General features: G+C 56.0%; 20 protein-coding genes, 1 tRNA gene, 2 rRNA genes and 1 pseudogene (1 of these 24 cut by a window edge). 12 read left to right on the forward strand and 12 right to left on the reverse strand.

All coding sequences use genetic code 11. From position 1 onward, the window contains the following. The first annotated feature begins 201 nt into the window (after window positions 1-201). Complete coding sequence (locus tag S101446_RS08735; protein WP_208620496.1) at window positions 202-2,865, forward strand: patatin-like phospholipase family protein; 2,664 nt, start codon at window positions 202-204, stop codon at window positions 2,863-2,865. 294 nt (window positions 2,866-3,159) lie between these two features. Here the strand turns inward: S101446_RS08735 and S101446_RS08740 are convergent, their stop codons facing one another. Then, window positions 3,160-3,846, reverse strand: coding sequence for a nucleoside 2-deoxyribosyltransferase domain-containing protein (locus S101446_RS08740; RefSeq protein ID WP_208620497.1), 687 nt, complete (start codon window positions 3,844-3,846; stop codon window positions 3,160-3,162). A gap of 88 nt (window positions 3,847-3,934) precedes the next feature. Then, window positions 3,935-4,063: a hypothetical protein gene (locus tag S101446_RS18620; protein ID WP_279629046.1), complete on the reverse strand. Its 129-nt coding sequence runs from the start codon at window positions 4,061-4,063 to the stop codon at window positions 3,935-3,937. Between the two features lie 430 nt (window positions 4,064-4,493). Here S101446_RS18620 and S101446_RS18210 point away from each other — a divergent pair, with 430 nt between their 5' ends. The 6 genes from S101446_RS18210 (at window position 4,494) to S101446_RS08775 (ending at window position 8,289) form a co-directional block, all read left to right on the forward strand. Next, complete coding sequence (locus S101446_RS18210) at window positions 4,494-4,700, forward strand: type II toxin-antitoxin system RelE/ParE family toxin (RefSeq protein ID WP_208620498.1); 207 nt, start codon at window positions 4,494-4,496, stop codon at window positions 4,698-4,700. A 103-nt stretch (window positions 4,701-4,803) separates the two neighbouring features. Beyond that, window positions 4,804-5,157, forward strand: a complete 354-nt coding sequence (locus tag S101446_RS08755) for a helix-turn-helix domain-containing protein (RefSeq protein ID WP_208620499.1) — start codon at window positions 4,804-4,806, stop codon at window positions 5,155-5,157. Beyond that, the gene (locus S101446_RS08760) at window positions 5,154-5,693 is read left to right on the forward strand and encodes a TIR domain-containing protein (protein WP_087608170.1); all 540 of its coding nucleotides are present in this window, start codon (window positions 5,154-5,156) and stop codon (window positions 5,691-5,693) included. The genes S101446_RS08755 and S101446_RS08760 overlap by 4 nt, the downstream gene beginning before the upstream one ends. Before the next feature lie 3 nt (window positions 5,694-5,696). After that, window positions 5,697-6,884, forward strand: coding sequence for a toll/interleukin-1 receptor domain-containing protein (locus S101446_RS08765; RefSeq protein WP_087608171.1), 1,188 nt, complete (start codon window positions 5,697-5,699; stop codon window positions 6,882-6,884). Next, entirely contained in the window at window positions 6,881-7,708 is an 828-nt protein-coding gene (locus S101446_RS08770) for a hypothetical protein (protein WP_087608172.1), read from the forward strand. The genes S101446_RS08765 and S101446_RS08770 overlap by 4 nt, the downstream gene beginning before the upstream one ends. After that, complete coding sequence (locus S101446_RS08775) at window positions 7,708-8,289, forward strand: TIR domain-containing protein (protein ID WP_087608173.1); 582 nt, start codon at window positions 7,708-7,710, stop codon at window positions 8,287-8,289. The genes S101446_RS08770 and S101446_RS08775 overlap by 1 nt, the downstream gene beginning before the upstream one ends. Before the next feature lie 551 nt (window positions 8,290-8,840). Here the strand turns inward: S101446_RS08775 and S101446_RS18215 are convergent. The 3 genes from S101446_RS18215 to S101446_RS08790 all read right to left on the reverse strand — a co-directional run bounded on the left by S101446_RS18215 (window position 8,841) and on the right by S101446_RS08790 (window position 11,704). Next, window positions 8,841-9,671 carry a toll/interleukin-1 receptor domain-containing protein gene (locus S101446_RS18215; protein ID WP_208620500.1) on the reverse strand — a complete coding sequence of 277 codons (831 nt, stop codon included), beginning with the start codon at window positions 9,669-9,671 and terminating at the stop codon, window positions 8,841-8,843. Window positions 9,672-9,820: 149 nt separating this feature from the next. Next, complete coding sequence (locus S101446_RS08785; RefSeq protein ID WP_208620501.1) at window positions 9,821-10,501, reverse strand: HNH endonuclease; 681 nt, start codon at window positions 10,499-10,501, stop codon at window positions 9,821-9,823. 531 nt (window positions 10,502-11,032) lie between these two features. Continuing rightward, the gene (locus S101446_RS08790; RefSeq protein WP_087608175.1) at window positions 11,033-11,704 is read right to left on the reverse strand and encodes an O-methyltransferase; all 672 of its coding nucleotides are present in this window, start codon (window positions 11,702-11,704) and stop codon (window positions 11,033-11,035) included. Between the two features lie 108 nt (window positions 11,705-11,812). On the opposite strand from S101446_RS08790, the gene S101446_RS08795 reads away from it, so the two are divergent. The 4 genes from S101446_RS08795 (at window position 11,813) to S101446_RS18770 (ending at window position 14,885) form a co-directional block, all read left to right on the forward strand. Continuing rightward, window positions 11,813-12,448: a TetR family transcriptional regulator gene (locus S101446_RS08795; protein ID WP_087608176.1), complete on the forward strand. Its 636-nt coding sequence runs from the start codon at window positions 11,813-11,815 to the stop codon at window positions 12,446-12,448. A 499-nt stretch (window positions 12,449-12,947) separates the two neighbouring features. After that, a protein-coding gene (locus tag S101446_RS08805) for an IS3 family transposase (RefSeq protein WP_118963845.1) occupies window positions 12,948-14,134 on the forward strand; the annotation gives its coding sequence in 2 pieces (ribosomal slippage) (window positions 12,948-13,206 and window positions 13,206-14,134; 1,188 coding nt in all). Between the two features lie 209 nt (window positions 14,135-14,343). Beyond that, window positions 14,344-14,586 (forward strand): type II toxin-antitoxin system ParD family antitoxin, encoded by a 243-nt coding sequence (locus S101446_RS08810; protein ID WP_087608863.1) that lies wholly within the window; start codon window positions 14,344-14,346, stop codon window positions 14,584-14,586. Next, the gene (locus tag S101446_RS18770) at window positions 14,586-14,885 is read left to right on the forward strand and encodes a type II toxin-antitoxin system RelE/ParE family toxin (protein WP_087608177.1); all 300 of its coding nucleotides are present in this window, start codon (window positions 14,586-14,588) and stop codon (window positions 14,883-14,885) included. The genes S101446_RS08810 and S101446_RS18770 overlap by 1 nt, the downstream gene beginning before the upstream one ends. Before the next feature lie 422 nt (window positions 14,886-15,307). Here S101446_RS18770 and S101446_RS08820 read toward each other — a convergent pair. The 3 genes from S101446_RS08820 to S101446_RS08825 all read right to left on the reverse strand — a co-directional run bounded on the left by S101446_RS08820 (window position 15,308) and on the right by S101446_RS08825 (window position 18,744). Continuing rightward, window positions 15,308-16,068, reverse strand: a protein-coding gene (locus S101446_RS08820) for an IS5 family transposase (RefSeq protein WP_087608864.1) whose coding sequence is annotated in 2 segments (ribosomal slippage) — window positions 15,308-15,735 and window positions 15,735-16,068 — 762 coding nt in all. Because the reading frame shifts where the segments join, the coding sequence is not laid out codon by codon here. A gap of 120 nt (window positions 16,069-16,188) precedes the next feature. Beyond that, window positions 16,189-16,740 (reverse strand): hypothetical protein, encoded by a 552-nt coding sequence (locus tag S101446_RS17710; protein ID WP_157684841.1) that lies wholly within the window; start codon window positions 16,738-16,740, stop codon window positions 16,189-16,191. 42 nt (window positions 16,741-16,782) lie between these two features. Beyond that, window positions 16,783-18,744 carry an AAA family ATPase gene (locus S101446_RS08825; protein ID WP_087608178.1) on the reverse strand — a complete coding sequence of 654 codons (1,962 nt, stop codon included), beginning with the start codon at window positions 18,742-18,744 and terminating at the stop codon, window positions 16,783-16,785. 258 nt (window positions 18,745-19,002) lie between these two features. Between S101446_RS08825 and S101446_RS08830 the strand changes: the two genes are divergently transcribed. Next, window positions 19,003-20,144 (forward strand): IS3 family transposase gene (locus S101446_RS08830; RefSeq protein WP_087608179.1). Its coding sequence is split into 2 segments (ribosomal slippage): window positions 19,003-19,231 and window positions 19,231-20,144, totalling 1,143 coding nucleotides; the frame shifts between segments, so codons are not numbered across the junction. A 16-nt stretch (window positions 20,145-20,160) separates the two neighbouring features. On the opposite strand, the pseudogene S101446_RS08835 reads toward S101446_RS08830, so the two are convergent. The 4 genes and pseudogenes from S101446_RS08835 to S101446_RS08850 form a co-directional block, all read right to left on the reverse strand. Continuing rightward, window positions 20,161-20,877: pseudogene (locus tag S101446_RS08835) on the reverse strand (helix-hairpin-helix domain-containing protein); the annotation flags it as partial. A 250-nt stretch (window positions 20,878-21,127) separates the two neighbouring features. Then, window positions 21,128-21,204, reverse strand: a tRNA-Met gene (locus S101446_RS08840). A 21-nt stretch (window positions 21,205-21,225) separates the two neighbouring features. Further along, window positions 21,226-21,341 (reverse strand): 5S ribosomal RNA (gene rrf / locus S101446_RS08845). 114 nt (window positions 21,342-21,455) lie between these two features. Beyond that, window positions 21,456-23,940 (reverse strand): 23S ribosomal RNA (locus S101446_RS08850); it runs 254 nt beyond the window's last position.

A 23,940-nucleotide genomic window follows, 5' to 3' on the forward strand; every position in this document is an offset into this window, starting at 1 on the left:
GTATGCCCTGTCGATGTTGTTGCGTAAATATATGCAGATGATTGAACAGTTGAAAGAGATTGCCCCGTCGACCGGGCGCATTGCCGCGGGTACTGACGCGGCCGTCGGCTGCCATGCCCAATGTGAACGTCGTTTTTCGTCGCCCGCCGGATGGACTGATCCGGCCGGTGATTGCATGCTTTGTGCCGATCGGAGGGCTTGGTGAAGATTTTCAGTGCCGTCACGTGGACGAAGAAGCTCAAACCCTTTCAAGATACGCAGCCCTCGCTTTTCGGGCCCGAGGTCCTGCGCCGCTTCGGCGGAGCGGAGTGGGCGCCCGGCCCTGAGGACAGGGCCGCGGCGGCGCTTCTGCACATACAGCTGGTCTCGCGGGTGGCGACGCAGTCGCTGCGCTATTCGGTCGGCACGGAGAGGGCGGCCCTCGAAAGCCTCCACGCCCTCTTCGAGAGGTGCCGCGCGATCTCAGAGAGGTATCCGGGCGCCTCGCTCTTCGAAACGCTGGCGTGGTCAGTCCTCAACGGCCATGTCCGACCCTTCACTGCCCGATGGCACCGGCGGGCGGCGTCGAGACGGCTCGATGCGGTGGACGATGGCGACGACTTCCGTCTGGAGCTGGCGCGCCTGCAAACGGTGCTGCTCCGGTTCGACCAGCTCCTCCTTGAACTCCGCGACGGGGTAACGCCTATCGTCGGCGAAGATCCTCTCGACGATCCTGTTCGTGTGGAGATGATGCGCGACCTCCCGTGGGGTCTTCAGGAGGGGGATCCAGACCGCTTGGCCGGTGTCACAGGGTCGACGCCGGAGCAGATCGCCGACGACGAGAGAGACGCGGTCGAGCGGCGGCGGCGCCATTACGGACTCAATCCCGGAACGAATCGGGCAACGGGCCTCGCGCTGTCGGGAGGGGGGATCCGTTCCGCAACCTTCGCTCTCGGCGTGCTTTCCGCGCTGAGCCGCAGAGGCCTGCTGAAGCAGTTCGACTACATGTCCACCGTTAGCGGTGGCGGCTATCTCGGCGCCTTCGTGACTCAGTACCTGCACGGAAGCGGGGTGGAGAAGGCCGCGCCGGCCGATGACCGTGGAGCCGGGCTGGGCGCCAACAGTTCACCGTTCGGTTCCTTGGACCGTGACTCGCCCGCGATCGGTCACATCCGGCAAAACTGCCGATACTTGGCCTCTGGGCCGAAGATGGAGAAGTGGCGCGTTGCTACGGCGCAGCTCGCCGGTCTGGTGAACAACCTTCTATCGCTCGCTGCGCTGGCAGCCCTTCTGGCGTACGGCACCGGTGTGGTGTTTAATGCTTTCACGGATTATTTCGGTGTCGATGGATGGAGCGCTGCGTTCAAGGCGACTGGCGCGCTCGCCGCCCTTGCAGTATTTGCCGTTCCTGTCGCGGCGGTGTTCTGGAAGAGATCGTCCGAATTCAGCGACTCGCTCCTCTTCTGGTGCGTCGTGCCGCTTTTCGGCATCCTCGCTGCCAAGCTCCTGACGGCTATCGTGTCGCTCTACCACTCCATGATGGCGGATGACTACAAGTGGATGGCGTTGGCAATCCTCAGTCCGCTTTCCATTCTCATCGTCGGCGTCATGCTCTCCCGTATGTCACCGCGCATCCGCTGGTTGGGAGCCGCGATCGCGCGCTCTTCTGCGCCGTTGTTCGTCCTTGCAGCTTTCCTGACGTTTCTCGAGCTTGGACGGCGATCAGCGATGAAGCCGACAATCTTCTTATCTTGGGTGGTGGTTGCTCTGATCATGTCAATATTCATCAGTGTGAACTACACGGGTCTGCATCGGCATTATCGTCGCCGCCTTGCAGAAACGTTCCTGATCAAGAACGGCGCGACGCCCGGCACGATTGAGAAGGCGGTGCCTGCAAGGCTCTCAGATCTCGCGACCGATAGTATGGGTCCTTATCCCATTTTCAACGCCGCGCTGAACGTGCCCGCATCGGAACGGCCAGCCATGCGGGGGCGTCTGACGGACTTTTTCTCGTTCACGCCTCATAGGTGCGGAAGTCCGATCACGGGATACCGGGCGACCACGGAATGGGAGAAAAAGGACAAGGCCCTCGACCTCGCTACCGCCATGGCCATATCCGGGGCCGCCATTTCACCCCGTATGGGCCTGGTCTCTCTACCGCAGTTCAGCTTCTGGCTGGCGTTGCTGAACGTTCGCCTGGACTACTGGCTCCGCGATGCCGACCCCAGCAAGAAGTCCTGGCTTTGGTTCCCGTGGCTTCGATACCTGCTGCACGAGCTGACCGGAAGGATGGACGAGCGGGCGCCCTACCTCAACCTTTCGGACGGGGGCCACATCGAGAACCTCGGTATTTACGAGCTGCTCCGCCGACGGTGCAAGTTTATAGTTGCGGTCGATGGCGAACAGGACCCTGAGATGACGTTTCACGGGTTCGCAAATCTGCAGCGGCTGGCATCGATAGACCTCGGCGTGCAAATCGATATGGACCTCGACGACCTGCGGCTCGACGATGCTGGTCTGAGCCGGTCTCATTTCCAGTTCTGCCGGATACGCTACCCTGACTACCGAACGGGATACCTCTGCTATGTGAAGCTCTCGCTCACTGGCAATGAGGGCGAGTTTCTCCGGCGTTTCCGAATGGACGAGCCTAGCTTTCCCCATCACCCGACGGCCGACCAGAATTTCTCCGAGGCGCGCTTCGAGGCCTACCGGAGCCTGGGACAGCATGTCGGCGAGAAGCTCTTCTTGGAGTCGATCATCGGCGAGATGGCCCGCCAACCAGAGATGGATCTGGACGACTGGTTCTATGCCCTCGGCACCAGCCTGCTCGAGCCGGCCATCGATGCCGAGGAATCAGTCGGCGTTACCGCACCGGCTTCAGCCTAGCTTAAGCTTCGACGATGAGATATGACCGTGTCGCGCCAGTATTTCGGGCTCGGGGCCAACCAGGGAGAAGATGGAGCGCGCCCTAGACCGGATTGAACGAGAAGGTCACGTACCGGATGATAGCCTTGGGCAATGGTTCGGTGATAATCAAGGTTGCAGTGGAACGGGGCAGGAGCGGTGCCCCAACTCCTCAACTGCGGCTGACTCCAGATCGCCACGAATCTGGCGAAGATCATCGGTGAGGCGCACGCTCGGCAAAACCAAAGCGTTACGGGGCGGTCGGCGTGGTCGACCCTACCGGCGCTCGACAGACTGCTGCGCTCTCAGTTTTCGTAACTTGTCTCTGACGGCCGTCTTGAGTTTGTCTATGTCTGCCACCTGCATAACGCCGTAGCGGGATGCGGTGATGTCCACGTTGCCCTTGCGCCAGTATTCTTGCGGACAGAGAACTATCAGCTTGTCGGACTTGGCGTACAGGCCCATTTCGAGGAGGCTAATTGGACTCTGGGAACCCGGCGAGAAATAGAGCACAATCACGTCGGCGCTTTCGAGTGCGCCGAGTTCCCATTCGACTTGCTGGCGGAAGTTGGGATTGCTGGCATCGGGTTTCCACGCCGGATTCCAGTCCGGCCGCCGAGGGTTGAGGATGACGACGTCCTCGTCTCGAAGGCTCTCGATCATGTCCTTTTGCCAGTCTGGCGCGCTACCCATGTCGATGCTGCCGCCGAGGAAGACCCGCGGGGAACGGTGCTGCGACGGGAGGCTCTCAGGAGAGGTAATGACGCGCGCGCTTACTGGTTCAGAGTGCGCGCGCGCCGAGGTGATTCCGCTCATAAGAAGTGCGATCCACGCGAAACGGGTTGCGGAGTTAAATAGCATGACCCCTGCTAACAGTCCTGGGCTGGCGGCGCCATGCCGGGTCCGAAGGGCGATGAAGGTGCCGGAGGGATCATGACGGTGCGCCTCGAGCACTGCAGCCATGCCGTCACCTCGCGTCAGGAGGCATACGATACCAGCCGGCCGACGCTCTGAATTGTCCCGGGTTTTGTGGAGACACTTTTTATCTGAACTAAGCAGCTAATGTATGTGATTTCTGTTGCGCATAAAAGCGTGCTTCAGCTTCTGCTGGCGGTATGTTTCCAATGGAGGACAGGCGGCCCAGCCGCTCCTCAACATCAAAGAAACCGGGTTGTTTCATATCTCCATCCCTCCAATCAGAACCGGAAAAATGGAATCACTGTGCAGGCCTCAATACCAAGAGGTTTTTTAGAACCCTCCATCTGGCCCAGAGCGGATCTATTCGTCACCTTCGACAAGCAGTTCATGGATTGGGACCCCGAGCAGGACGCCCGCGACCTCGCGGTGCGGCTGCTTAACCTCGACACCGACTATGTCGATCGCGCCGAGGTCGCCGGCTCGCTCGGCTGGCCCGCATGTCGCTTCAACCCGGACATCGTTTCTCCCGTCTCAGCAACGGACCGCTGCGCTTCGTGCGCAGTCTATGATACGGGTTGCCCCGCTCCAGCGTGCGGGCGGCAGTGCAGTCACCCTTGATTATTTATACCAGAATGAGGATATTAGCCCTTAGCGCGCTAATCGAGGGTAAGAAATCGCTTGATTAGCCGGGCTTGTCCAAGAAGGACTTCCTCGCCTTCCCTGAGGCGGTGAAAGACGAGATGGACAACGCTCTAGGGCTGGTGCAGTTCGGCGGCAAGAAGCCGAAGGCGAAGCCCTGGGAGGCGGCGGATGTGGTCAACGTGGTCTACGACCATGACGGCAACACATTCCGGGCAATCTATACGGTGCGCTTCAGGGAAGTGGTCTATGTGTTGTAAGCCTCCCAGAAGAAGCCGCCAAAGGGCTTCGAGACCGCACAGACGGGCGTTGATCAGGTGAGCACGCGCTTGAAGCTGGCGCAGAAGGATGACGAGGCGCACTATGGCAAGTCAAAGTGAGGAAACGGTTGCGGCCGACGACGACGCGATCACCCGTGGCAGCGGCGCTGCCCTTGCCGATCTGAGCTATGCGGACGCTGATGAGCGGCAGACGAAGCTGCGCCTAGCGCTTGCGATCAACAGCCTGATCGCGCGGCGACGGCTCAATCAGGTGGCCGCCGCCGAGCATGTGGGGATTGCTCAGCCCAAAGTCTCGGCACTCGCCAACTACAAGCTCGACGGATTATCGGTCGAGCGGCTGATGACGGTGCTCGACCAAGACGTCGTGATCCGCAACAAACCGCGCTCACGTGCAGCCGGGCGGATCGCCGCCGCCGCGGGAGGTCGCGGAGCATGAGCGGCTCGCTCGTCGGCTCAGGACTTCGCATCCAGGCCGCAGTCAAACGCAAGGTGTTCGTCAGTTATCACCATGACGGCGACCAACCTTATTATAACGCTTTCTCGCAGGCGTTCCACGACACCTATGACGTGATCACCGACAACTCGCTCGAGCGGCAGATCAACAGCGAGGATGTCGAATATGTCATGCGTCGCATCAGAGAGAATTATATAATCGGTAGCTCATGTACGATCGTGCTGGTCGGCAATGACACTTACGCGCGCAAATATGTGGACTGGGAAATTAAGGCAACGCTCGACGCTGGCCATGGCTTGATTGGGGTGCAGCTTCCGACGCTTTCCGTCGACGCACAGGGGCTCGTCACGGTTCCTGCACGATTGAACGATAATATCAAATCGAGCTACGCGCTCTGGCTTACTTGGGAGGACATCACCAGGAGCCCCCAGACATGCCAAGCTTACATCGAGGCCGCCAACGCAATGGACAAGCAGCTGATCGTCAACACGCGGGCCCGTCGGCTTCGCAACGGCTGACCTATGGCGCTCCCAACTCGCCCTTTCCTTGTTGTCTATATCGTTCGTCATCCGGACTTTGCGCCGGGTCAGGCGGTCGCCGAAACGCTTTACGATCACTTCCGTCGGAAGCTGTTCGAGAACGTCGCCGGCGGCACCGGTTTGAGCGTGATTTACCGATCGGTGCCGCCAACCGGCGCTGCGGCGCCCTTGCCGATCGACTTCGACGAAAGTGAGACCGCGGCCGTGGTTGTACTGTTCGACGAAACCTTCGCTGCTGACGATGCCTACGTGGCTTGGCTAAAAAAGACGGCTATAATCGCCGACGCCAACGGCCTCGGCGCCCGCGTCTTCCCCGTCGCCGTGGACGCGGCGTTCACACGCTCGGGCATGGCCGAGCAAGCGATCCGTTGGGACAAGTGGGATGGCGCGGACCAAGCGGTCCGCGCGCGCCGGCTGATCTCGTCTCTCACTTACCAGTTTGCGCGCATGTTGCGCTCCTATCTCGAGCGGCTGCGGCATCCCGCAGATGAAGACGCCGCTTTGGAACGTTACCTAAAGAAGGTGCAAGTTTTCCTAAGTCATTCCAAGCGGGACGCCGATGGCGAGCGCATTGCGAAGGTGGTCCGCCAGGCTTTGTTCGACGGCGAGGGTCTCTCCACCTTCTTCGACGTCCATGACATCGCGCCGGGACTACCCTTCGATAAAGTTATCCCGAACCAGGTCCGCGTGAGCGCCGTCGTCGCTATTCACACTGACACCTTCTCGTCGCGTGAGTGGTGCCGGCGCGAGATCATCGAAGCTAAGCGCGCGAACGTTCCCCTAGTAATCGCGAACTGTCTCGCCGACCTCGACGAGCGCGGTTTTCCGTACATGGGCAATGTACCCGTAGTGCGCATGGACCCGGCATGCGTCGACCGGATTGACGACGTGATTGGTCGGCTGCTGGATGAGGTGCTGAAGGATTTCCTTTGGCGTTGCAGGATCGAGATCGTGAAAGATAACGCTGGCGCGCGCGTACGCTTCCTGCCGCGCCCGCCTGAGTTGATCTCACTCGCTGGGCTGGACCGAACGTCGGATGAGAAGACCATCCTCGTCTATCCCGACCCGCCGCTCGGCGCGGAGGAGCAGCGCTTGTTTGAAGAGATCGCGCCCGACGTATGGCTTCGCAGTCTCACGGAATGGGTAGCCGAAGCAGAGGCCGCGACATGACCTACCAAGAACCGCTCAGCCAAAAAGCGATCGCTATCTCTATCTCCGAAAGCCCGGATATGGCGGCGCTCGGGCTTGGGCCAGAGCATTTGCGCGACGCGATGGCGGAGATCGCCCGTCACCTGCTTGCGATGGGCGCCCGGCTTGTCTACGGCGGAGATCTCAGAGCCAATGGCTTTACCGAGCTACTGTTCGAGCTCGTCGCTCGCTACCGGCGGGACGCCGATGTGGGCGACGCTCGGTCAGCGATCGTGAACTATCTCGCCTGGCCGATTGTCGTGTCCAAGCCTGCGGCTGAGATGCGCGGGTTGGTGGACGAACTCGCCGGTCTCGCCGAACTCCACTTTCTGGACCGTCAGGGCGGCTACCTCGCGCCAGCCGCGCTCGATGGCGCGGTGCATCCCGCGGTGAGCGATGCGGATTGGGCGGTCGCGCTGAGCGCGATGCGTGAGGTGCTGACCCGCGCCAGTGATGCCAAGATCGTGATGGGTGGGAGGACAGAAGGCTATAAGGGTCGGATGCCCGGGATCGCGGAAGAGGCGCTGACCGCGCTTGAGGCCGGACAGCCACTTTTCCTGCTCGGCGGATTTGGAGGATGCGCGCGCGAAATCGCCGTGGCGCTCAAGCTCTTCCCTCAGCCGGCTAGCCCCCCGAGTTGGACCGGCTGGAACGTGTTTGGTCGGTTCGACGGCGCCGCACTTCGCAACGGCCTCACGCCTGAAGAGAATGCGACGTTGGTCCGGACGGTTCATGTCGACGAAGCCGTCGCGCTTATCCTCCGCGGCTTGCTCCGCCAGGCAAAGCCAGCAGCCGGCGTAGCCTGATGGCCCTCCTCACCGAAACGGAAGTGCTGGCTCGAGCCGGTCGAACGATGACGCTGCGCAAAAGCACGGCGCTTGAGAGCCTGACTGAGACGGCCTCCGCCGATGCGATCTTCGATGTTTTTCTCAGCCACTCGTCTCGTGAGCCGGAAAACATCCTACTCGGGATCAAGGGTTATCTGGAGGACGCTGGCCTCAGCGTGTATGTGGACTGCTACACTGACCCCCAGCTCTCGCCCGAGGACGTGATGCCCGAAACGGCCGAGACGCTTCGCGGCCGGCTTCGCACGTCCAAATCGCTTCTCTACGTCTATAGCCGCCACTCCAAACTGTCTCGCTGGATGCCTTGGGAACTGGGGTTTATGGACGGCGCTGGCGGTCGGGTTGGGATTGCGCCCGTGGCGCAGGCTGCCTGTAGCACGTTCGATGGCGAGCAGTACCTCGGTCTGTATCCCTATCTCGATCGTGCGAAGATCAAGGGGCAGAACAAATGGACGCTGTGGATCAACCACGGGGTGCGCGAATACACCGACTTCCGCTCTTGGGTGAGAGGCGACGCGGAGCTTACCAAGCGGGCCAGATGACGTCACCTTGGCAGAGCCATGTGGCAGCTTCTTTTTCGTACAATCAAGCAGCGAACTAACGTCCGTTTTATCGCAACCGTATTCCAAAAGCGGATTAGCAGCTATCGGCCCACTTTCTGTCGACCTGCGATGCCGGGCGCGCAACCACTGAATTCCCGTTCCTGGCAAGAGCTGCCGTTCGAACTATAGCTCTGGAACGGCAGGATTGTCACAAAAATCGGGCTTTAGAGAGCTATCGTGTAGGTGTGTTCTCATCTGGTTCCGGCATGGCCCGCCTGGTGAGATTCGAACCTCTACTGGGTAGAATCCGTGCGCAAATCCGCTATCCGCCTTTGCCGGCAGGGCATCAGATGCTTTAGATCGGCTTTCGGGAAACTCTCCCAACCGCCTCATGACCGAGATGAAGCGACTATCGCCTGTCTGCTCTGTTTCCATTGAGCAGACAGGCGGTAATGGGGGAAACCGGTAAGTCCGGTCTTGGACGGGATAGGTAAAAACCAGACATCTCCGATATTCCCCGTTCAGCATCACCGGTAGATACGCCTACTGTCTCACCGCCACCGCACGTCACCAACTTTTGTGGGTAACGCACGTAATATTTCTCTTAACGCCATAAGCGGGCCATCAGGCTCCTTCCAAACGAAGGGTTCTAGCAAATCTGGGACTTGAGGCCTGACATCGTTTTCGCAGAAGAGAAGCGTTATGATAGCGAACCGATCCGGCCGTTTACGCTTTTCGGCGATCGCGTAGTTGATCTCCGACGCAAGGTAGCGTTCATCGGCAAAATGCGGCGTGAGAAAGAAAACGGCTGCGCATGAGTCTTTCATTCCTTGCAAAATTGCTCGATCGAGTTCCGTACCGGCGGCCATTGCATCTTCATCTAGCCATGGATCAAAGCCAAGTAGATCTAAAGTTTTTTTGTATTCACGGACCGTTGTTTTGTCCGGGCTTTTATGACTTAAAAATATTTTCATTGGCGACAAACCCATTATATGTCTATGCCTCTCCAAGAGTTGGTTTATCTGTTTATTTAAATCATCTCCCACAATACCTCCGCTAGGGGGTATTAACAATATGCCATCTTCGGGGGAGGCTCTAAAGAACTTATATAGATTCTCTCTGGCCGCCTCTATATTATTAGGTTCAATTTTCTCAAATCCGACTGCAGCACGCGATAATTTGCCACGGCCACTTTGCGTATGGAAAGTGGGGTTACCAGAGTGGCGAAAAAAAAATATGCCCCACCCATGGTATTCGCTAATTTCAAGGTTGGCACCGGAAATAATCGGCCATCCGTCCACAAGGTCGGCATGCCTCTCTGAAACACATTCCTTGTAAAAATTTGTAAAGAACTCGTATGGATCAAGTTTTTTTTCACTCACAGATTTAATCTCCTCACTTAAATATTATATAGATCCCACAATGAAAGTGAACCGGCTTCTTATCCGGCAGGTGCATACCATCCCCCATAAGCGGTAATCTCTGAGCAGTTTGAGGCAAAGCTAGCCTCCGGCTGGGTCGAACGAACTGCTCAGCCCGCGAACCGCTCCCGGTGCCTACGGACGTAGACCGGATGCGGATGATAGGCAGGATCCCTCGGCAGGATGATCCGTTCCATTTGTCGGCCAAACAGACTGCTCAATTCGCTCGGGATGCGGTTGTGAGCGACGAGCAGGCCCAAATCGTCCGTCAAAGAGATGAGATGGCGGTCAAAGAGCCAGTGGACTGTTGCCGAGAGAGCGATGCCGTTCCTGACGATGTCCGGCCCACCGTCAGCAACCGCTTGGATATGGGCCGCCTGTGCCTCCGCCTTGCCTCCGCCGTTGATGAGCCGCAACCCGGTCACACAGCAGCGTCCATCGTACGCATCAATGACTTGGCGACGGAAGGCAGCATCCCTGATCCGGCGGTTGACAAGAACCTGCTCAATGCGCCGAGCCTGGTCTGGCGGCGGTGCCTCTAGCAGATCGCGCGTCGGTTGGTCCACATGGATCGGATCGAGTTCGAGCCGCCGCGCATTGGTGGGCGCGAGCGTGGCATCGAGCCCCCTCCGGACAATCGCACCAAAGTCAGCCGGCGAGATCGTCCGGATCGATCTACCCTGCAGGGCGGCGCCCCGTCTGGTAGGTTCAAGCGCTCGAAGGCGTTCCTCGAACGGCCCGTCGGGGCCCTCCAACGGAACGACAATATCGAATTCGAGGTAGCCCTCCATCCTGGCGTAGCTATAGCCTGGCCGGGCGGGGTCGGGTTCGACGGCAATGACCTTGGCGACCGCGACGTAACCACTGCGGCCGCCGTTGCGACGAGGTTCCCGATAGAGGATCCAATCCCCGAGGCAGTCCAGTGCCGTGGGCAGCTAACGATTAGGAAAGTGGTACTTCGAGACAATCTCGTCATCATAGGTCGTACCAGCGCGAGTATCGAACACGCCGTTCACTCTTTACCCTCCGCTGCTTGGAACCAAAGAGGATAGGCGCATCTCAGTTCATAGCAATAGCTTCGTCCACAGCGGAATAAACTTGAATAGGTTATGTCCGCTATCCGATGCGCTGGCTCGAGGTTGTTACGTCCGAGATAAAGGCGATTACTGACTGTCTGCTTTCTGCTCCACTCGAGCAGAAAGTCTGATACGCGCTTCTATCGCCCTACACCTCCATAGCGGCAGGCTTGCGACGCGCAGCTACGTGGCCATCATCGTCCGTGTTTTTGCCCGCGGGCAATACGCCTTCACAAAAACCGGAAGTCAGCCAAGTTTCACAGACAGTTCGACGTCCCCGTCAAACGGCAGCGAGAGATACCCGGCAGTCGGAGAACGCACCCGCGCCAGATAAGCCGGACTGTAATCGGCATTATCCGCGACAATCATCGCGCCAGGGCGCAGCCTGCTTTCCAGCAGGGCAAGGATATCGGGATAAAGCGGCTTGGCACCGTCGAGCAGCACAAGGTCGATGGTCTCGGGCAGAGCGGTGGCGAGGGTGCTCAGGGCATCCCCCTCGCGTATTTCCACAAGATCGTCCAGCTTGGCTTCTTCAACGTGCTGCCGCGCACGGACGACCTTGGACGGTTCAAACTCGGTGGTGATCAGCCTGCCACCGCCATTGTCGCGCAGGGCTGCGGCAAGATGGATTGTCGAGATCCCGAAGGATGTTCCGAACTCCACAATGTGCTGCGCCCGCATGGCGCGGGCCGACATGTAAAGAAGCCTTCCTGTCTCGCGTGAGACAGGAAGCCACAGGTCTTTTGCGAGACCGTAGAATTGCACATAGTCAGACCGGCTGCCGACCAGACGCTGCAACTCCTCTGGGGCCAGATTGGAGATGGCGGGGCTCGTGGCGGCGTCCGCCTCGGCGAACAGCCGGTCGAGCAACGGAGCGACTGGTGCGCTCATCAGAGTGGGAGCTTTATCAGGGGTCATGATGTGATCTCTGTTCCGTAACGGAGGTTGCTGCGGCACTTTACCTTGCGCACCCCGCAAAAATACGATTGATTCATCGCATTTCCTATTCGCATTCCCCGGAACACCATGACCGATCGCCGCAACCCGAGGATTTCCGTCCGCAAACAGCCCGGTCAGGCGCGTTCAGCCGCACTTGTCGCCACGATTCTGGAAGCGGCTATTCGTGTTCTGGCCGAGGAAGGCGCCACACGCTTCACCACGGCCCGTGTGGCGGAGAAAGCTGGTGTGAGCATCGGTTCGCTCTATCAGTATTTCCCCAACAAGGCCGCCATCCTGTTCCGGCTCCAGACCGACGAATGGCGTGAGACGACTACGATGCTGCGCAATATGCTTGACGACGCCAGCAAACCACCGCTGGCGCGTTTGCGAGCACTGACCCATGCTTTCATCCGTTCCGAATGCGCGGAAGCATCCGTCCGTGTCGCACTCGACGATGCCGCCCCCCTCTATCGGGATGCACCGGAAGCCGCAGAAGTGCGACAGGCGGGAAATGAGATCATCGAGCGCTTTATGCGCGAGGTCCTGCCGAACGCCACGAACGACGAGCGCACCCTGGCAGGTAACCTCATCAGCACGACTTTCGGTGCCGTCGGCAAGGCGTTCTCGGAGACACCCCGAAGCGACGTGGAAATCGCAGCCTATGCCGATGCCATGGCCGATATGTTCGAAGCGTATCTGCTCCGGCTCTCTGGAAACATCTGATCGGAATCTGTCATCCGAATGTGGGCTGCTCTGAGTGCGCCAGACCACCTTCGGCTCAGTCAGAAGACGTCCCAAGCCACACTCACACACATGTGATCTTCGACAAAAATGCGCCGGATTACCTTTTCGTCTGTTTCCTATGTGTTTCCTGCGCGGGATTTTGGGCACAAAAAAAGCCACCCTTCTGGGTGGCTTTTTCTTAGTCTTTTCAGACACGTATGCTTGGTTGCGGGGGCAGGATTTGAACCTGCGGCCTTCAGGTTATGAGCCTTTAATCCCAATCTACGACCCGATTATCTGCTCTGCGCCTGAGCCACCAATTTTACGCCACCACCATCACTTTTTAGAGATTACTTTCGTTCGCACGTGTTGCGTCTACGCTGCTTTCCCCTTGCTTACGCGGAAATACACTTCCCAATTGCATCCTATACACAGAGGTGGTCCCCATTTTTCGGACAGGGCGATAAGCTATCATCTGGCCTGAACGAGGACGGGTTTTATGGGCAAGGTTACGCGGAAGAGGTATGCGGCAGAGTTCAAGTCACGGGTTGCGCTGGAGGCGATCCGTGGGGAACTGACGCTGGCGGAACTGGCTTCGAAACATGGGGTACATCAGACGATGATCGCCCAGTGGAAACGGCAGGCGATCGAGGGGATGGCGGCGACCTTTTCCGGGAAGACGGTGGCTGAGCCCCCGGTCAGCCCAGCTGACGTGGAGAAACTGCACGCGAAGATAGGCGAACTTCTCGTGGAACGGGATTTTTTACGCGATGCCTCTGCTCGGTTGGGCGTGATCAGAGGCGGCAGATGATTGACCCGAAGAGAGCATGCCTGCCGATAATCCGGCAATGCACGCTGCTGCAACTCAACCGGTCGGGCGTCTACTATCGGCCTGTGCCACAGAGCGAAGCCAATCTGGAGCTGATGCGGCTGATCGACGCCCAGTTCCTGGAAACGCCGTATTATGGCTCACGGCAGATGACATGGCATCTGCGCCGCCAGGGACATGAAGTGGGCCGCAAGCGGGTCCGGCGGCTCATGGCGATCATGGGCCTGCGGGCGATCTACCAGAAGCCGCGCACGACCGTGCCCCATCCGGAGCATCGGAAATATCCATATCTGCTACGGGATCTGGTCATCAATCGGCCTGACCAGGTCTGGTGTTCCGATATCACATATATTCCCATGAAACGGGGATTTCTCTATCTCGTGGCGATCATGGACTGGTTCACGCGCAAGGTCCTGTCCTGGCGTCTGTCGAACACGATGGACGTGGAGTTCTGTATCGAGGCGCTACAGGATGCCCTCATGCGCTATGGCGCCCCGGACATTTTCAATACTGACCAGGGGTCGCAATTTACGACACCCCGTTTCAGCGGGATACTGGAAGAGCGTCAGATCCGCATCAGCATGGATGGGCGCGGTCGCTGGCTGGACAACGTGTTCATCGAGCGTCTGTGGCGGTCGCTGAAATACGAATGCGTCTACCTGTACGCGTTCGAGACCGGATCAGAGCTGAGGGCCGGGCTTGGCAGATGGATCGCCCATTATAACGAAAGGCGTCCGCATACGGCGCTGGCTGGACGAACGCCCGATGAGGCGTATCATGACGTGCCGACGCCATCTGGTCCGGGGTTAACCCCGGACCAGATGGCCAACAGCAACGCCGTCAGAAGGGCGGCATAACAACAACCGGGTATAGCTTATCAAGCCCGCAAAACTGTCCGAACGGACGGGACCACCTCACACATCCTTATTTTTACCTATGGCCTCTCTCGCCTCTCCATCTTTTTTGTCGCTCCATCACAAACGGATGCATCGATACATTACCTCGTTCGTACGCTGGCATTGTACCAATGATTGGTATATCGTTTAGACGCAAGGGGGAGGACTCCATGGCACGCAACACATCAATCTCACTCGGCGACCATTTCGCAGATTTCGTAGACCAGCAGGTAAAAGGTGGACGCTACGGCTCAGCGAGCGACGTCGTACGCGCTGGCCTGCGGATTCTTGAAGAGCGGGAGACACGACTTGAAACTCTTCGCTCTGCCCTGATCGACGGCGAGCAGTCCGGTGCAGCCGAGCCGTTCGATATAGAAGATTTCCTCGCCACGAAGGCTAAACAGTTCCGGTGATGCGTTTCCTCTTAAGGCCAGCGGCTCAAGCCGATCTGTCAGCAATCTGGGATTATTCAGCACAACGATGGGGCACCACTCAGGCCGATGACTATGTTCGAGCTATTGGGCGAGCCTGTCAGGATCTTGCGGACGGAACACGGCATGGACGGACTGCCGACGATATTCGGGAAGGGTATCTCAAGATGCTCGTCGGCTCTCATCTGCTTTTTTTTCGGGTAAACGAGAATGGCTTTATCGACGTAATCCGCATTCTGCACGAGCGTATGGACCCCACACGCCATATGACGGATGTCTAGCCTCGGTTAAATTTGAATGCATGTGAGCCAACTCTGTCGTCGAGCACTGTACGTGTTATATCGTGTCGCGTGCAACTGCACAAATAAACCCATTCCAATCAGGCTCGTTCGTTGACTAGCAAATCGATTCTTCCCGTTTACTTGCAAATTCTGAACGATCCACTTTCCTGGCAGAACCCTGATAATGGAAAAGGACATTGAGCACGCGCTTTCATGAACGATGTTGCCCGACGGGCCTATGGCTGCGGAAACCTGGGTCGTGATCTGGAGGGTGTCGGTCGAACAATGGTGTCAGGACGGGAAACATCGGGATTTCCCGTATCATGTGCGCAACGCCAGTAATCAGCTTAGTAACGTCGTTGTAGGGCGACGTTGAAGATGGCGTGGTGCCCGCATCGCCGGGAGTTTAGGCTCAGGACTCATTATTTGAGATAGAAGATGAAGCTTGCTGCGATGTGGATTGCAGACATGAATGTATGAGCACAACGGTCGTATCTGGTCGCAACACGCCGCCAGTCTTTCAGCTTTGCAAACACGTTTTCGATCAGATGGCGCTTTTTATACAGATGCCAGTTGTAAGGCGGCTTTGATTTCCGGTTCTTTTTCGGGGGAATACAGGCAGTGATATTGCGTTTTGCAAGCGATAACCTGATCCGGTTGCTGTCATGGCCTCTGTCCCCGATGACTTCTTCCGTCTCGTCGGGGAGATCGGCCAGAAGCACATCTGCGCCTCTGAAGTCACTGACCTGTCCCGCAGTCAGATGAAGGCGGATAAGTCGGCCCTGACCATCGCATACAGCATGGAGTTTTGAGTTCAGGCCGCCTTTTGTCCGTCCGATATGGCGGGGAAAAGCCCCTTTTTGAGCAGGGACGCCGATGTCCGGTGCGCCTTGAGATGTGTCGCATCGATCATCAGGCGCTTCGAACGGCCAGCCTGTTCTGTCAGGGCGACAAATATCCTGTCAAAGACACCCAGGCGGCTCCACCGGATAAAGCGGTTGTATAAGGTCTTGTGCGGACCATACGCTTTCGGGGCGTCTTTCCACTGAAGGCCCTTGCAGATCACATAAACGATCCCGCTCAGAACACGCCGATCATCTACCCGTGGCACTCCGTGCGGCAAAGGGAAAAACGGCTCAATCCGCTCCATCTGGCTCTCAGATAGCAAAAACACCTCATTCACAGCTTCACCTCCATCAGTAAACCTGTGAATCACAATGCCCCACTCAGTTCAATAAATTAATAGGTCCCGAGCCTAAATCTGAGGGCATGTTTGGCGCAGGGTCATACCTCATGGGATTTTTTACGAAGAAACACTAGGTTTCCCATCTAAAAAAATTCTTTCTAATTTCTTTCCCTTAAGTTTTAGTTGCTTTCGTGCAATATAACCAGGAGCCTTCCCATAGAAAAAATAATTTTCCAAAGATAAGTCGATTGCCTTCCTTAATTTAGTTGCTTGATTACGCAGCATAATTATACGTGGATTTTCAAGGTTGTGCCGATAATGTTCAATGTAAAGTGGCATACCTTTCAGATACCAAATTGGTTCAAATATGAAGGGTATGGAGTAACGATGACGAATTCTTAGATCTCCAAGTATTTTCGCTGCTTTATTTGCCTCTTCTAATTTTTTGTTAAATCGTTCTGGGCTTCGTGATTTTGTTGCCTCAACAGAAAGAGCGACTACCTGATAAAGATAATGACTAAGATCTTTTAAGTCTTGACCTACAACGTTCTGTCTTGCGGATATCCGTGAAGCTAGTTTGGACGATCTTATACCTATTATAGACGCTACCAAGGCGACGGCGGCAGCGATCAATGCTGCCAAGCCTTGATCAATTACTATATTTCCCATAATTTTTCCAATTCCCAAAAAACTCATTGGTCGCGTAAGAGGCTAAGAAATAATATTATTATATATTGAAAATATTTTTTCGACCTTATTTAGGGTATCGTCTATTACTTGACTTTCTCTTTCGAGAATATCCGGATTACGGATTAACCAGTCGGCGGGACGGTAGTGACTATATTCGGGGACTCGAGTAGGTAAGCAGCGAAAATAAGCTTCAGCCTGTTTTACCTGACGTAACGATCCATCTGCTTCTCGCAGCTTTTCTGGTGTAATCTTGTGATTGCTTTCTAATTTATAGGCATTATTAATTATTTCGCAAAATAACTCCGGATGCATAATGTCTTCAATGTCAGCTTCTGAGCGATCAAGAAGCTCTGAAATTGTATAAAAACGTTCTCCTGTAAGTATTTCACTCTGTCTTATACGTTCGATTTTGCCTTTTTCTCCTTGCCCTTGATCAGACAGTACAGCGACATTTAAATGATTGCCATGGAACAATGAGACAAAGGGTTTAATATTATCGATACCACCAGCAGGACACATGATCCATTTTGGGCTCAGGCCCTTGCGTCCTCGTCGTTCGAGTTCGTTCGAGAATGCCTGTAAATACAGAATGTCAGATGGCCCTTCAACGAGAAGACTATTTTCCCCCATGAATAGAGACTGCGTCACCGAATATCCCAGCGCGCCTTGAAGTGGAAATAAAGTATCCTTATCGGTACTCATTACGTCTTCAGTTATTTTAGTACCTAGGGATTCTGGACGTGTAGAGTCAGTTAATTTAACAACATCTTCAACAACACGACAATCTGCCAAACGCTTTGGTGGAACCATGAAAGGAGAGTGAGTGGAATAGATCACTTGGTGGGATGGTAGGAGCTCTTTTTCGATGTATCGGAGTAAGTCCTCCTGTGCTTTTCCGTGAAGCGTAAGGCCGGGCTCGTCAAGCAGAATAATCACATTGTTTGTCTGACGACGCATCATTGCAAACTGAACGAGAAACGAGAAGAACCAAACAAATCCCGCGCTTCGCTCGGAAAACGGAACACTTGCCCTATGAAGCTTGTTGTATACACGAGCCCGTGCAACCGCGCCTGCATTGAAGGGAGCCGGGTCTTCCGGACGTCCTTCGTTTAACTGGACTTGGACTTCGAGATATTTATTTTGCGACCAATATTGAAAAATCTGATCGGTTATATCTGCAGATGCGGCCTCACATTTAGCGTTCAGTTCCTCATACCGAGGCGATCGATTCAATTCTTCAAGATTAGTCCCTGCGAGGCGTAAGAAATTCATGAATATCTCATCACCAGGATCAACTCGATGATGTTGCTGATCCTGAAAAATCTTCTGTGCGGACAATTGGCCGCTCATTCGATCATAGTGAGAGGTATAGAAAAATTTCGGGACAAGGTCCGAAATAAGGTCAATGCCTCGCGCGAATACAGAATGGTTTCTATATTCTTCAAATTGTTTTGAAAGAGCTTTCAGTTTCTCATATGTTCCACCTTGTTCTTTTACCAAATGAATTAGCTCTGTTACGGTTGTCGCTTTTTCGACAGCCTTTTTTTCAACTGCATTTAAGCGCTGTGCTACAATAGCGTGTTCTATAGCTAGCTGTTCATTTATTGGCAAAGACCAAGTTGTACCTTCCTGATTGTAATACTTGCTGATTTTGAGCTCTCGCGATGTTATTGCTTCCTCACCAAATTCGTCCGCAAGGATCTGAAAAGCTGGTTCCGATATTTCCCACCAAGTTTCGACCACTACTGCATCCGTATTGGGATGACGTTCTTTGTAACGAGTAGCAAAGCGTCGCGGGTAGTCTTGTGTTACATCAAATGTTGTTTGCGCTTCACCGAAAGGGCGGATCGACTGGAGAGCGGTCAAAGTTGCTGTTTTTCCGGCCTCATTTTTTCCCACAAGGCAACATAATTCACCTATGGAAATTTTACCCGTATCAAGAATTGACTTGAAATTTTGAATGCGAATGTGAGTTAGTTTCATATTATATTCCATCTTTAATAATCTCTAAATCCTAAAATAAATCACAAAACGGCCAATCATCAAGGCCTCCCAATCTTTGATATTAGATTTCGAAAAAGAGATGGAAATAAAGGAAGTTTTCCCAGAATTCACGGGATCATTTGTAAAGCGGTAAGCTGCCTTTTGAAGGTTTTATCGAAAACCGGCTTTTCCATTTATTTGAATAGCCCCTAGATTTCTGGACGCCCAGGCTCCTAAAAATGAGGCCAGGAGGCGTTGATGGGGAAGCCCAATTTCAGTGATGAGTTCAAGCGTGATGCGGTGGCGCAGATTACCGAGCGGGGATATCCGGTAGCGGAAGTTTCGCAGCGGCTCGGGGTCAGTACACTTTCGCTGTATGCGTGGAAGCGGCAATTCGCGAAGGTGGCATCAGGCGATACCGGCAAGGATGCCGAGATCCGGCAACTGAAGCGCGAACTGGCCCGGGTGACCCACGAGCGCGATATCCTAAAAAAAGTCACCGCATATTTCGCCAGGGATGCGAAGTGAGATACGCCTTCATTGCCGAGCATCGCGATCATTTTGGAATTCGGGCAATGTGCCGCTGCCTGACTGTGCAGCCCAGTGGGTATTATGCCTGGCGGAAGGAGCCGCTGAGCCGACGGGCTTGCGAGGACGTCCGACAGACCAAGTTGATCCGTCGGGCCTGGTACGACAGCGGCAGGGTTTATGGCTACCGTAAGCTGCACGATGATCTGCTCGATCAGGGCGAGACCTGCTGTCCGAACCGCGTGGCACGGCTGACAAAACTGGCGGGTATCAAGGCACAGATTGACTACAGGCGACGGCCAGGTAGCCATAATGGCAGGCCATCCCTCGTAATCGACAACACGCTGGCCCGGCAATTTGATGTCGAGGCGCCCGACAGGGTATGGGTCACAGACATCACCTACATTCGCACCCTGGAAGGATTTGTCTACCTTGCAGTCGTGCTCGACCTCTATTCGCGTCGTGTCGTGGGCTGGTCGATGCAGGGCCGCCAGACAACGGATGTGGTGCTGCAGGCGCTCCATATGGCCATCTGGCGACGAAAGCCCAAAAGCCGGGTGCTGATCCACTCGGATCAGGGCAGCCAGTTTACCAGCATGGACTGGATTGCCTTCATACGGGCTCACAATCTGGAACACGCGATGAGCCACCGCGGCAATTGCCACGACAATGCTGTAGCAGAAAGTTTTTTCTCATCGCTCAAGCGCGAGCGCGTCCGGCGTCGAACCTATAAAACGCGCCAGGAAGCCCGACAGGACGTGTTTGACTACATCGAAATGTTCTATAACCCGGTGCGCAAGCAGGTCAGGAACAGGATGCTGTCACCCGTGCAGTTCGAACAACAGCAGATTTTGAATGCTCAAGGCTTCTAGAAAACTAGGGGCTATTCAGACCACAATGCCTCTCATCCATGGCCTCGCCAAGCGCGTAGGAGATCCCGGCCCTCACCCGGATCATGGCGTCGGGCGCGATCCCCATCTTCCGGCAATCTGGTCGGCGGTCTTGAATCCGATCCCCCGGATGTCCTTCGCCAACCGATAGGGGTTCTCGCTGATTAGTGGGACCGCATCCTGCCCGTAAGTCTTGAAAATCCGCACCGCCCGCGAGGTGCCAACGCCGTTGCTGTGCAGAAACACCATGATCTCGCGGATCACCTTCTGGTCCGCCCAGCCACCGACGATCCGGTCCGCGCGCTTTGGACCGATCCCCGTCACCTCCCGCAGGCGATGCGGTTCCTGCTCGATCAGGTCGAACACCGCCTCGCCGAACGCTTTCACCAGCTTTTTCGCATAGACGGGACCAATGCCCCGGATCATGCCCGAACCAAGATAACGCTCGATGCCCTCGACCGTTGTCGGCGGGCTGGCCTTGAGGAACTCGGCCTTGAACTGGTGGAGGCCGTGGGTGTGGTCGTTGAACCAGCGCCCCGACATCTGCACGAACTCGCCTGCCGAGATCATGGCGGCATGGTCGGCGACAGCGACCGGATCGCGCTGCCCCCGCACCTTCACGCGCAGGACGCAGAAGCCGTTCTCGGCATTGTGGAGCGTCACCCGCTCTACAAGAGCCGGCCAGCGCCTCAGACGATGTAGCCGTGCCACCCAACGGGACGCCCCTGTCAGCGCGGAATCGAGAGGGTCGGAAACCATGATTGATCGTAACACAGGATCGCGCTGCCAGCCGTATCGCCGTGCTCCAACACGCCTGACACGCAGTCGTGAAGAGCCCCGATTCAGCCCAAACTACGCTGGGCTTTCACTCCCAGTTGCATCCTATACGCATCCTGCGCGTGGAGCAGAAACGCCAAAAGGCCGCCCGTGAGGCGGCCTAAGCGTTTGATTTTATTTGGAAATTTTGGTTGCGGGGGCAGGATTTGAACCTGCGGCCTTCAGGTTATGAGCCTGACGAGCTACCGGGCTGCTCCACCCCGCGGTGGTGAGGGGTGACTGGAAGACCTGGCGGCGACCGACTTTCCCGTGCCTTGAGGCACAGTATCATGGGCGCTGGGGTGTTTCACGGCCGAGTTCGGGATGGGATCGGGTGGATCATTCCCCGCCATGGCCACCAGGTCATCCAGTCATCCCTTTGGGAGGGGCTGAGAGGATGTGATGGGTTGGTGCTGTTATGGTGTGTTGAAGAGTGGATGACTGCTGTGCATGTATGTTGCCACGTCATGTGGCGATGGAATGAGCCTGTTGGGCGATTAGGACCAGTTAGCTGCACGCATTGCTGCGCTTCCACACCTGGCCTATTGACGTGATGGTCTATCACGGCCCTCGGGGAGACCTTGTTTTGAGGTGGGTTTCCCGCTTAGATGCTTTCAGCGGTTATCCCGTCCACACTTAGCTACCCGGCTGTGCCGCTGGCGCGACAACCGGTGCACCAGAGGTATGTTCATCCCGGTCCTCTCGTACTAGGGACAAATCCTCTCAAGTCTCCAACACCCACGGCAGATAGGGACCGAACTGTCTCACGACGTTCTAAACCCAGCTCACGTACCACTTTAATCGGCGAACAGCCGAACCCTTGGGACCTGCTCCAGCCCCAGGATGTGATGAGCCGACATCGAGGTGCCAAACCTCCCCGTCGATGTGGACTCTTGGGGGAGATCAGCCTGTTATCCCTAGAGTACCTTTTATCCGTTGAGCGATGGCCCTTCCACGCGGGACCACCGGATCACTATGGCCGACTTTCGTCTCTGATCGAGCTGTCACTCTCACAGTCAGGCGGGCTTATGCCATTGCACTCGACAGTCGGTTTCCGACCGACCTGAGCCCACCATCGCGCGCCTCCGTTACACTTTGGGAGGCGACCGCCCCAGTCAAACTGCCCACCATGCAGGGTCCCGGACCTGGCTAACAGGCCTCGGTTAGACATCAGAAACAGTCAGGGTGGTATTTCAAGGATGGCTCCACCGGAACTGGCGCCCCGGTTTCAAAGCCTCCCACCTATCCTACACAGAATGTCTCTGATGCCACTGCAAAGCTGCAGTAAAGGTTCATAGGGTCTTTCCGTCTGACCGCGGGTACCCCGCATCTTCACGGGGAATTCAATTTCGCTGAGCCGATGCTGGAGACAGCGGGGAAGTCGTTACGCCATTCGTGCAGGTCGGAACTTACCCGACAAGGAATTTCGCTACCTTAGGACCGTTATAGTTACGGCCGCCGTTTACCGGGGCTTCAATTCGGTGCTTGCACACCTCCTCTTAACCTTCCGGCACCGGGCAGGCGTCAGGCCGTATACGTCGTCTCTCGACTTCGCACAGCCCTGTGTTTTTACTAAACAGTCGCTACCCCCTGGTCTGTGCCACCCGCCAATGGTTGCCCACTGACGGGTCTTGCTTATCCCGAAGTTACGCAAGTAATTTGCCTAGTTCCTTCAGCATCGTTCTCTCAAGCGCCTTGGTATTCTCTACCAGTCCACCTGTGTCGGTTTCGGGTACGGTCTATATGCCAGAGCTATTTCCTGGAATGCGCCAAAAGCCGGATCAATCCGATAAGACCCGACAACATATTGCATTCGTCACTTCTGGCAGGCCCGGGAATATTTGCCCGGTTTCCATCGACTACGGCTTTCGCCCTCGCCTTAGGGGCCGGCTCACCCTGCGCGGATTAACCTTGCGCAGGAACCCTTGGACTTTCGGCGACAGTGTTTCTCGCACTGTTTGTCGCTACTCATGTCAGCATTCGCACTTCCGATATCTCCAGAGAGGGTCACCCCGTCTCCTTCACAGACCTACGGAACGCTCCGCTACCGCGCATACATAGTATGCACCCACAGCTTCGGCACGTGGCTTGAGCCCCGTTACATTTTCGGCGCAGGGTTTCTATTAGACCAGTGAGCTATTACGCTTTCTTTAAAGGATGGCTGCTTCTAAGCCAACCTCCTGGTTGTTTTGGAATCCCCACATCCTTTCCCACTTAGCCACGATTTGGGGGCCTTAGCTGGTGGTCTGGGCTGTTTCCCTCTCGACAATGGACCTTAGCACCCACTGTCTGTCTGCCGAGCTCATACTTCCGGGTATTCGGAGTTTGGTTAGGTTTGGTAAGGCTTTGGGCCCCCCTAGCCCATCCAGTGCTCTACCCCCCGGGGTAATACTCGACGGTCTACCTCAATAGATTTCGCGGAGAACCAGCTATTTCCGAGTTTGATTGGCCTTTCACCCCTAGCCACAGCTCATCCCCGACTTTTTCAACAGGCGTGGGTTCGGCCCTCCAGTGCGTGTTACCGCACCTTCAGCCTGGCCATGGCTAGATCACTCGGTTTCGGGTCTTCTGCCAGCAACTCGTCGCCCTGTTCAGACTCGCTTTCGCTGCGCCTACACCTAACGGCTTAAGCTTGCTGCAAACAGAAACTCGCTGACCCATTATACAAAAGGTACGCCGTCACCCCATAAGAGGCTCCGACTGCTTGTAGGCATTCGGTTTCAGGTCTATTTCACTCCCCTCGTCGGGGTGCTTTTCACCTTTCCCTCACGGTACTTGTTCACTATCGGTCACCAGGGAGTATTTAGGCTTGGAGGGTGGTCCCCCCATGTTCAGACAGGATTTCACGTGTCCCGCCCTACTCAAGGATCATTCCTGACACTACGCATACGGGGCTATCACCCGCTATGGCCGGACTTTCCATTCCGTTCTGCTTCTTCAAAAATGAACACTGGCCTGTTCC

It is taken from the genome of Komagataeibacter europaeus (assembly GCF_002173515.1).
Taxonomy (GTDB): domain Bacteria; phylum Pseudomonadota; class Alphaproteobacteria; order Acetobacterales; family Acetobacteraceae; genus Komagataeibacter; species Komagataeibacter europaeus.

Excerpts from the sequence above, each read along its gene's own strand:
- S101446_RS08760 (WP_087608170.1), top strand. The coding sequence starts at position 5,154 with ATGAGCGGCTCGCTCGTCGGCTCAGGACTTCGCATCCAGGCCGCAGTC.
- S101446_RS08795 (WP_087608176.1), top strand. The coding sequence starts at position 11,813 with ATGACCGATCGCCGCAACCCGAGGATTTCCGTCCGCAAACAGCCCGGT.
- S101446_RS08775 (WP_087608173.1), top strand. The coding sequence starts at position 7,708 with ATGGCCCTCCTCACCGAAACGGAAGTGCTGGCTCGAGCCGGTCGAACG.
- S101446_RS17710 (WP_157684841.1), bottom strand. The coding sequence starts at position 16,740 with ATGGGAAATATAGTAATTGATCAAGGCTTGGCAGCATTGATCGCTGCC.
- S101446_RS08755 (WP_208620499.1), top strand. The coding sequence starts at position 4,804 with ATGGCAAGTCAAAGTGAGGAAACGGTTGCGGCCGACGACGACGCGATC.
- S101446_RS18770 (WP_087608177.1), top strand. The coding sequence starts at position 14,586 with ATGCGTTTCCTCTTAAGGCCAGCGGCTCAAGCCGATCTGTCAGCAATC.
- S101446_RS08810 (WP_087608863.1), top strand. The coding sequence starts at position 14,344 with ATGGCACGCAACACATCAATCTCACTCGGCGACCATTTCGCAGATTTC.
- S101446_RS08825 (WP_087608178.1), bottom strand. The coding sequence starts at position 18,744 with ATGAAACTAACTCACATTCGCATTCAAAATTTCAAGTCAATTCTTGAT.
- S101446_RS08770 (WP_087608172.1), top strand. The coding sequence starts at position 6,881 with ATGACCTACCAAGAACCGCTCAGCCAAAAAGCGATCGCTATCTCTATC.
- S101446_RS18620 (WP_279629046.1), bottom strand. The coding sequence starts at position 4,063 with ATGAAACAACCCGGTTTCTTTGATGTTGAGGAGCGGCTGGGCCGCCTG.
- S101446_RS08765 (WP_087608171.1), top strand. The coding sequence starts at position 5,697 with ATGGCGCTCCCAACTCGCCCTTTCCTTGTTGTCTATATCGTTCGTCAT.
- S101446_RS08740 (WP_208620497.1), bottom strand. The coding sequence starts at position 3,846 with ATGGCTGCAGTGCTCGAGGCGCACCGTCATGATCCCTCCGGCACCTTC.
- S101446_RS08785 (WP_208620501.1), bottom strand. The coding sequence starts at position 10,501 with ATGGAGGGCTACCTCGAATTCGATATTGTCGTTCCGTTGGAGGGCCCC.
- S101446_RS08790 (WP_087608175.1), bottom strand. The coding sequence starts at position 11,704 with ATGACCCCTGATAAAGCTCCCACTCTGATGAGCGCACCAGTCGCTCCG.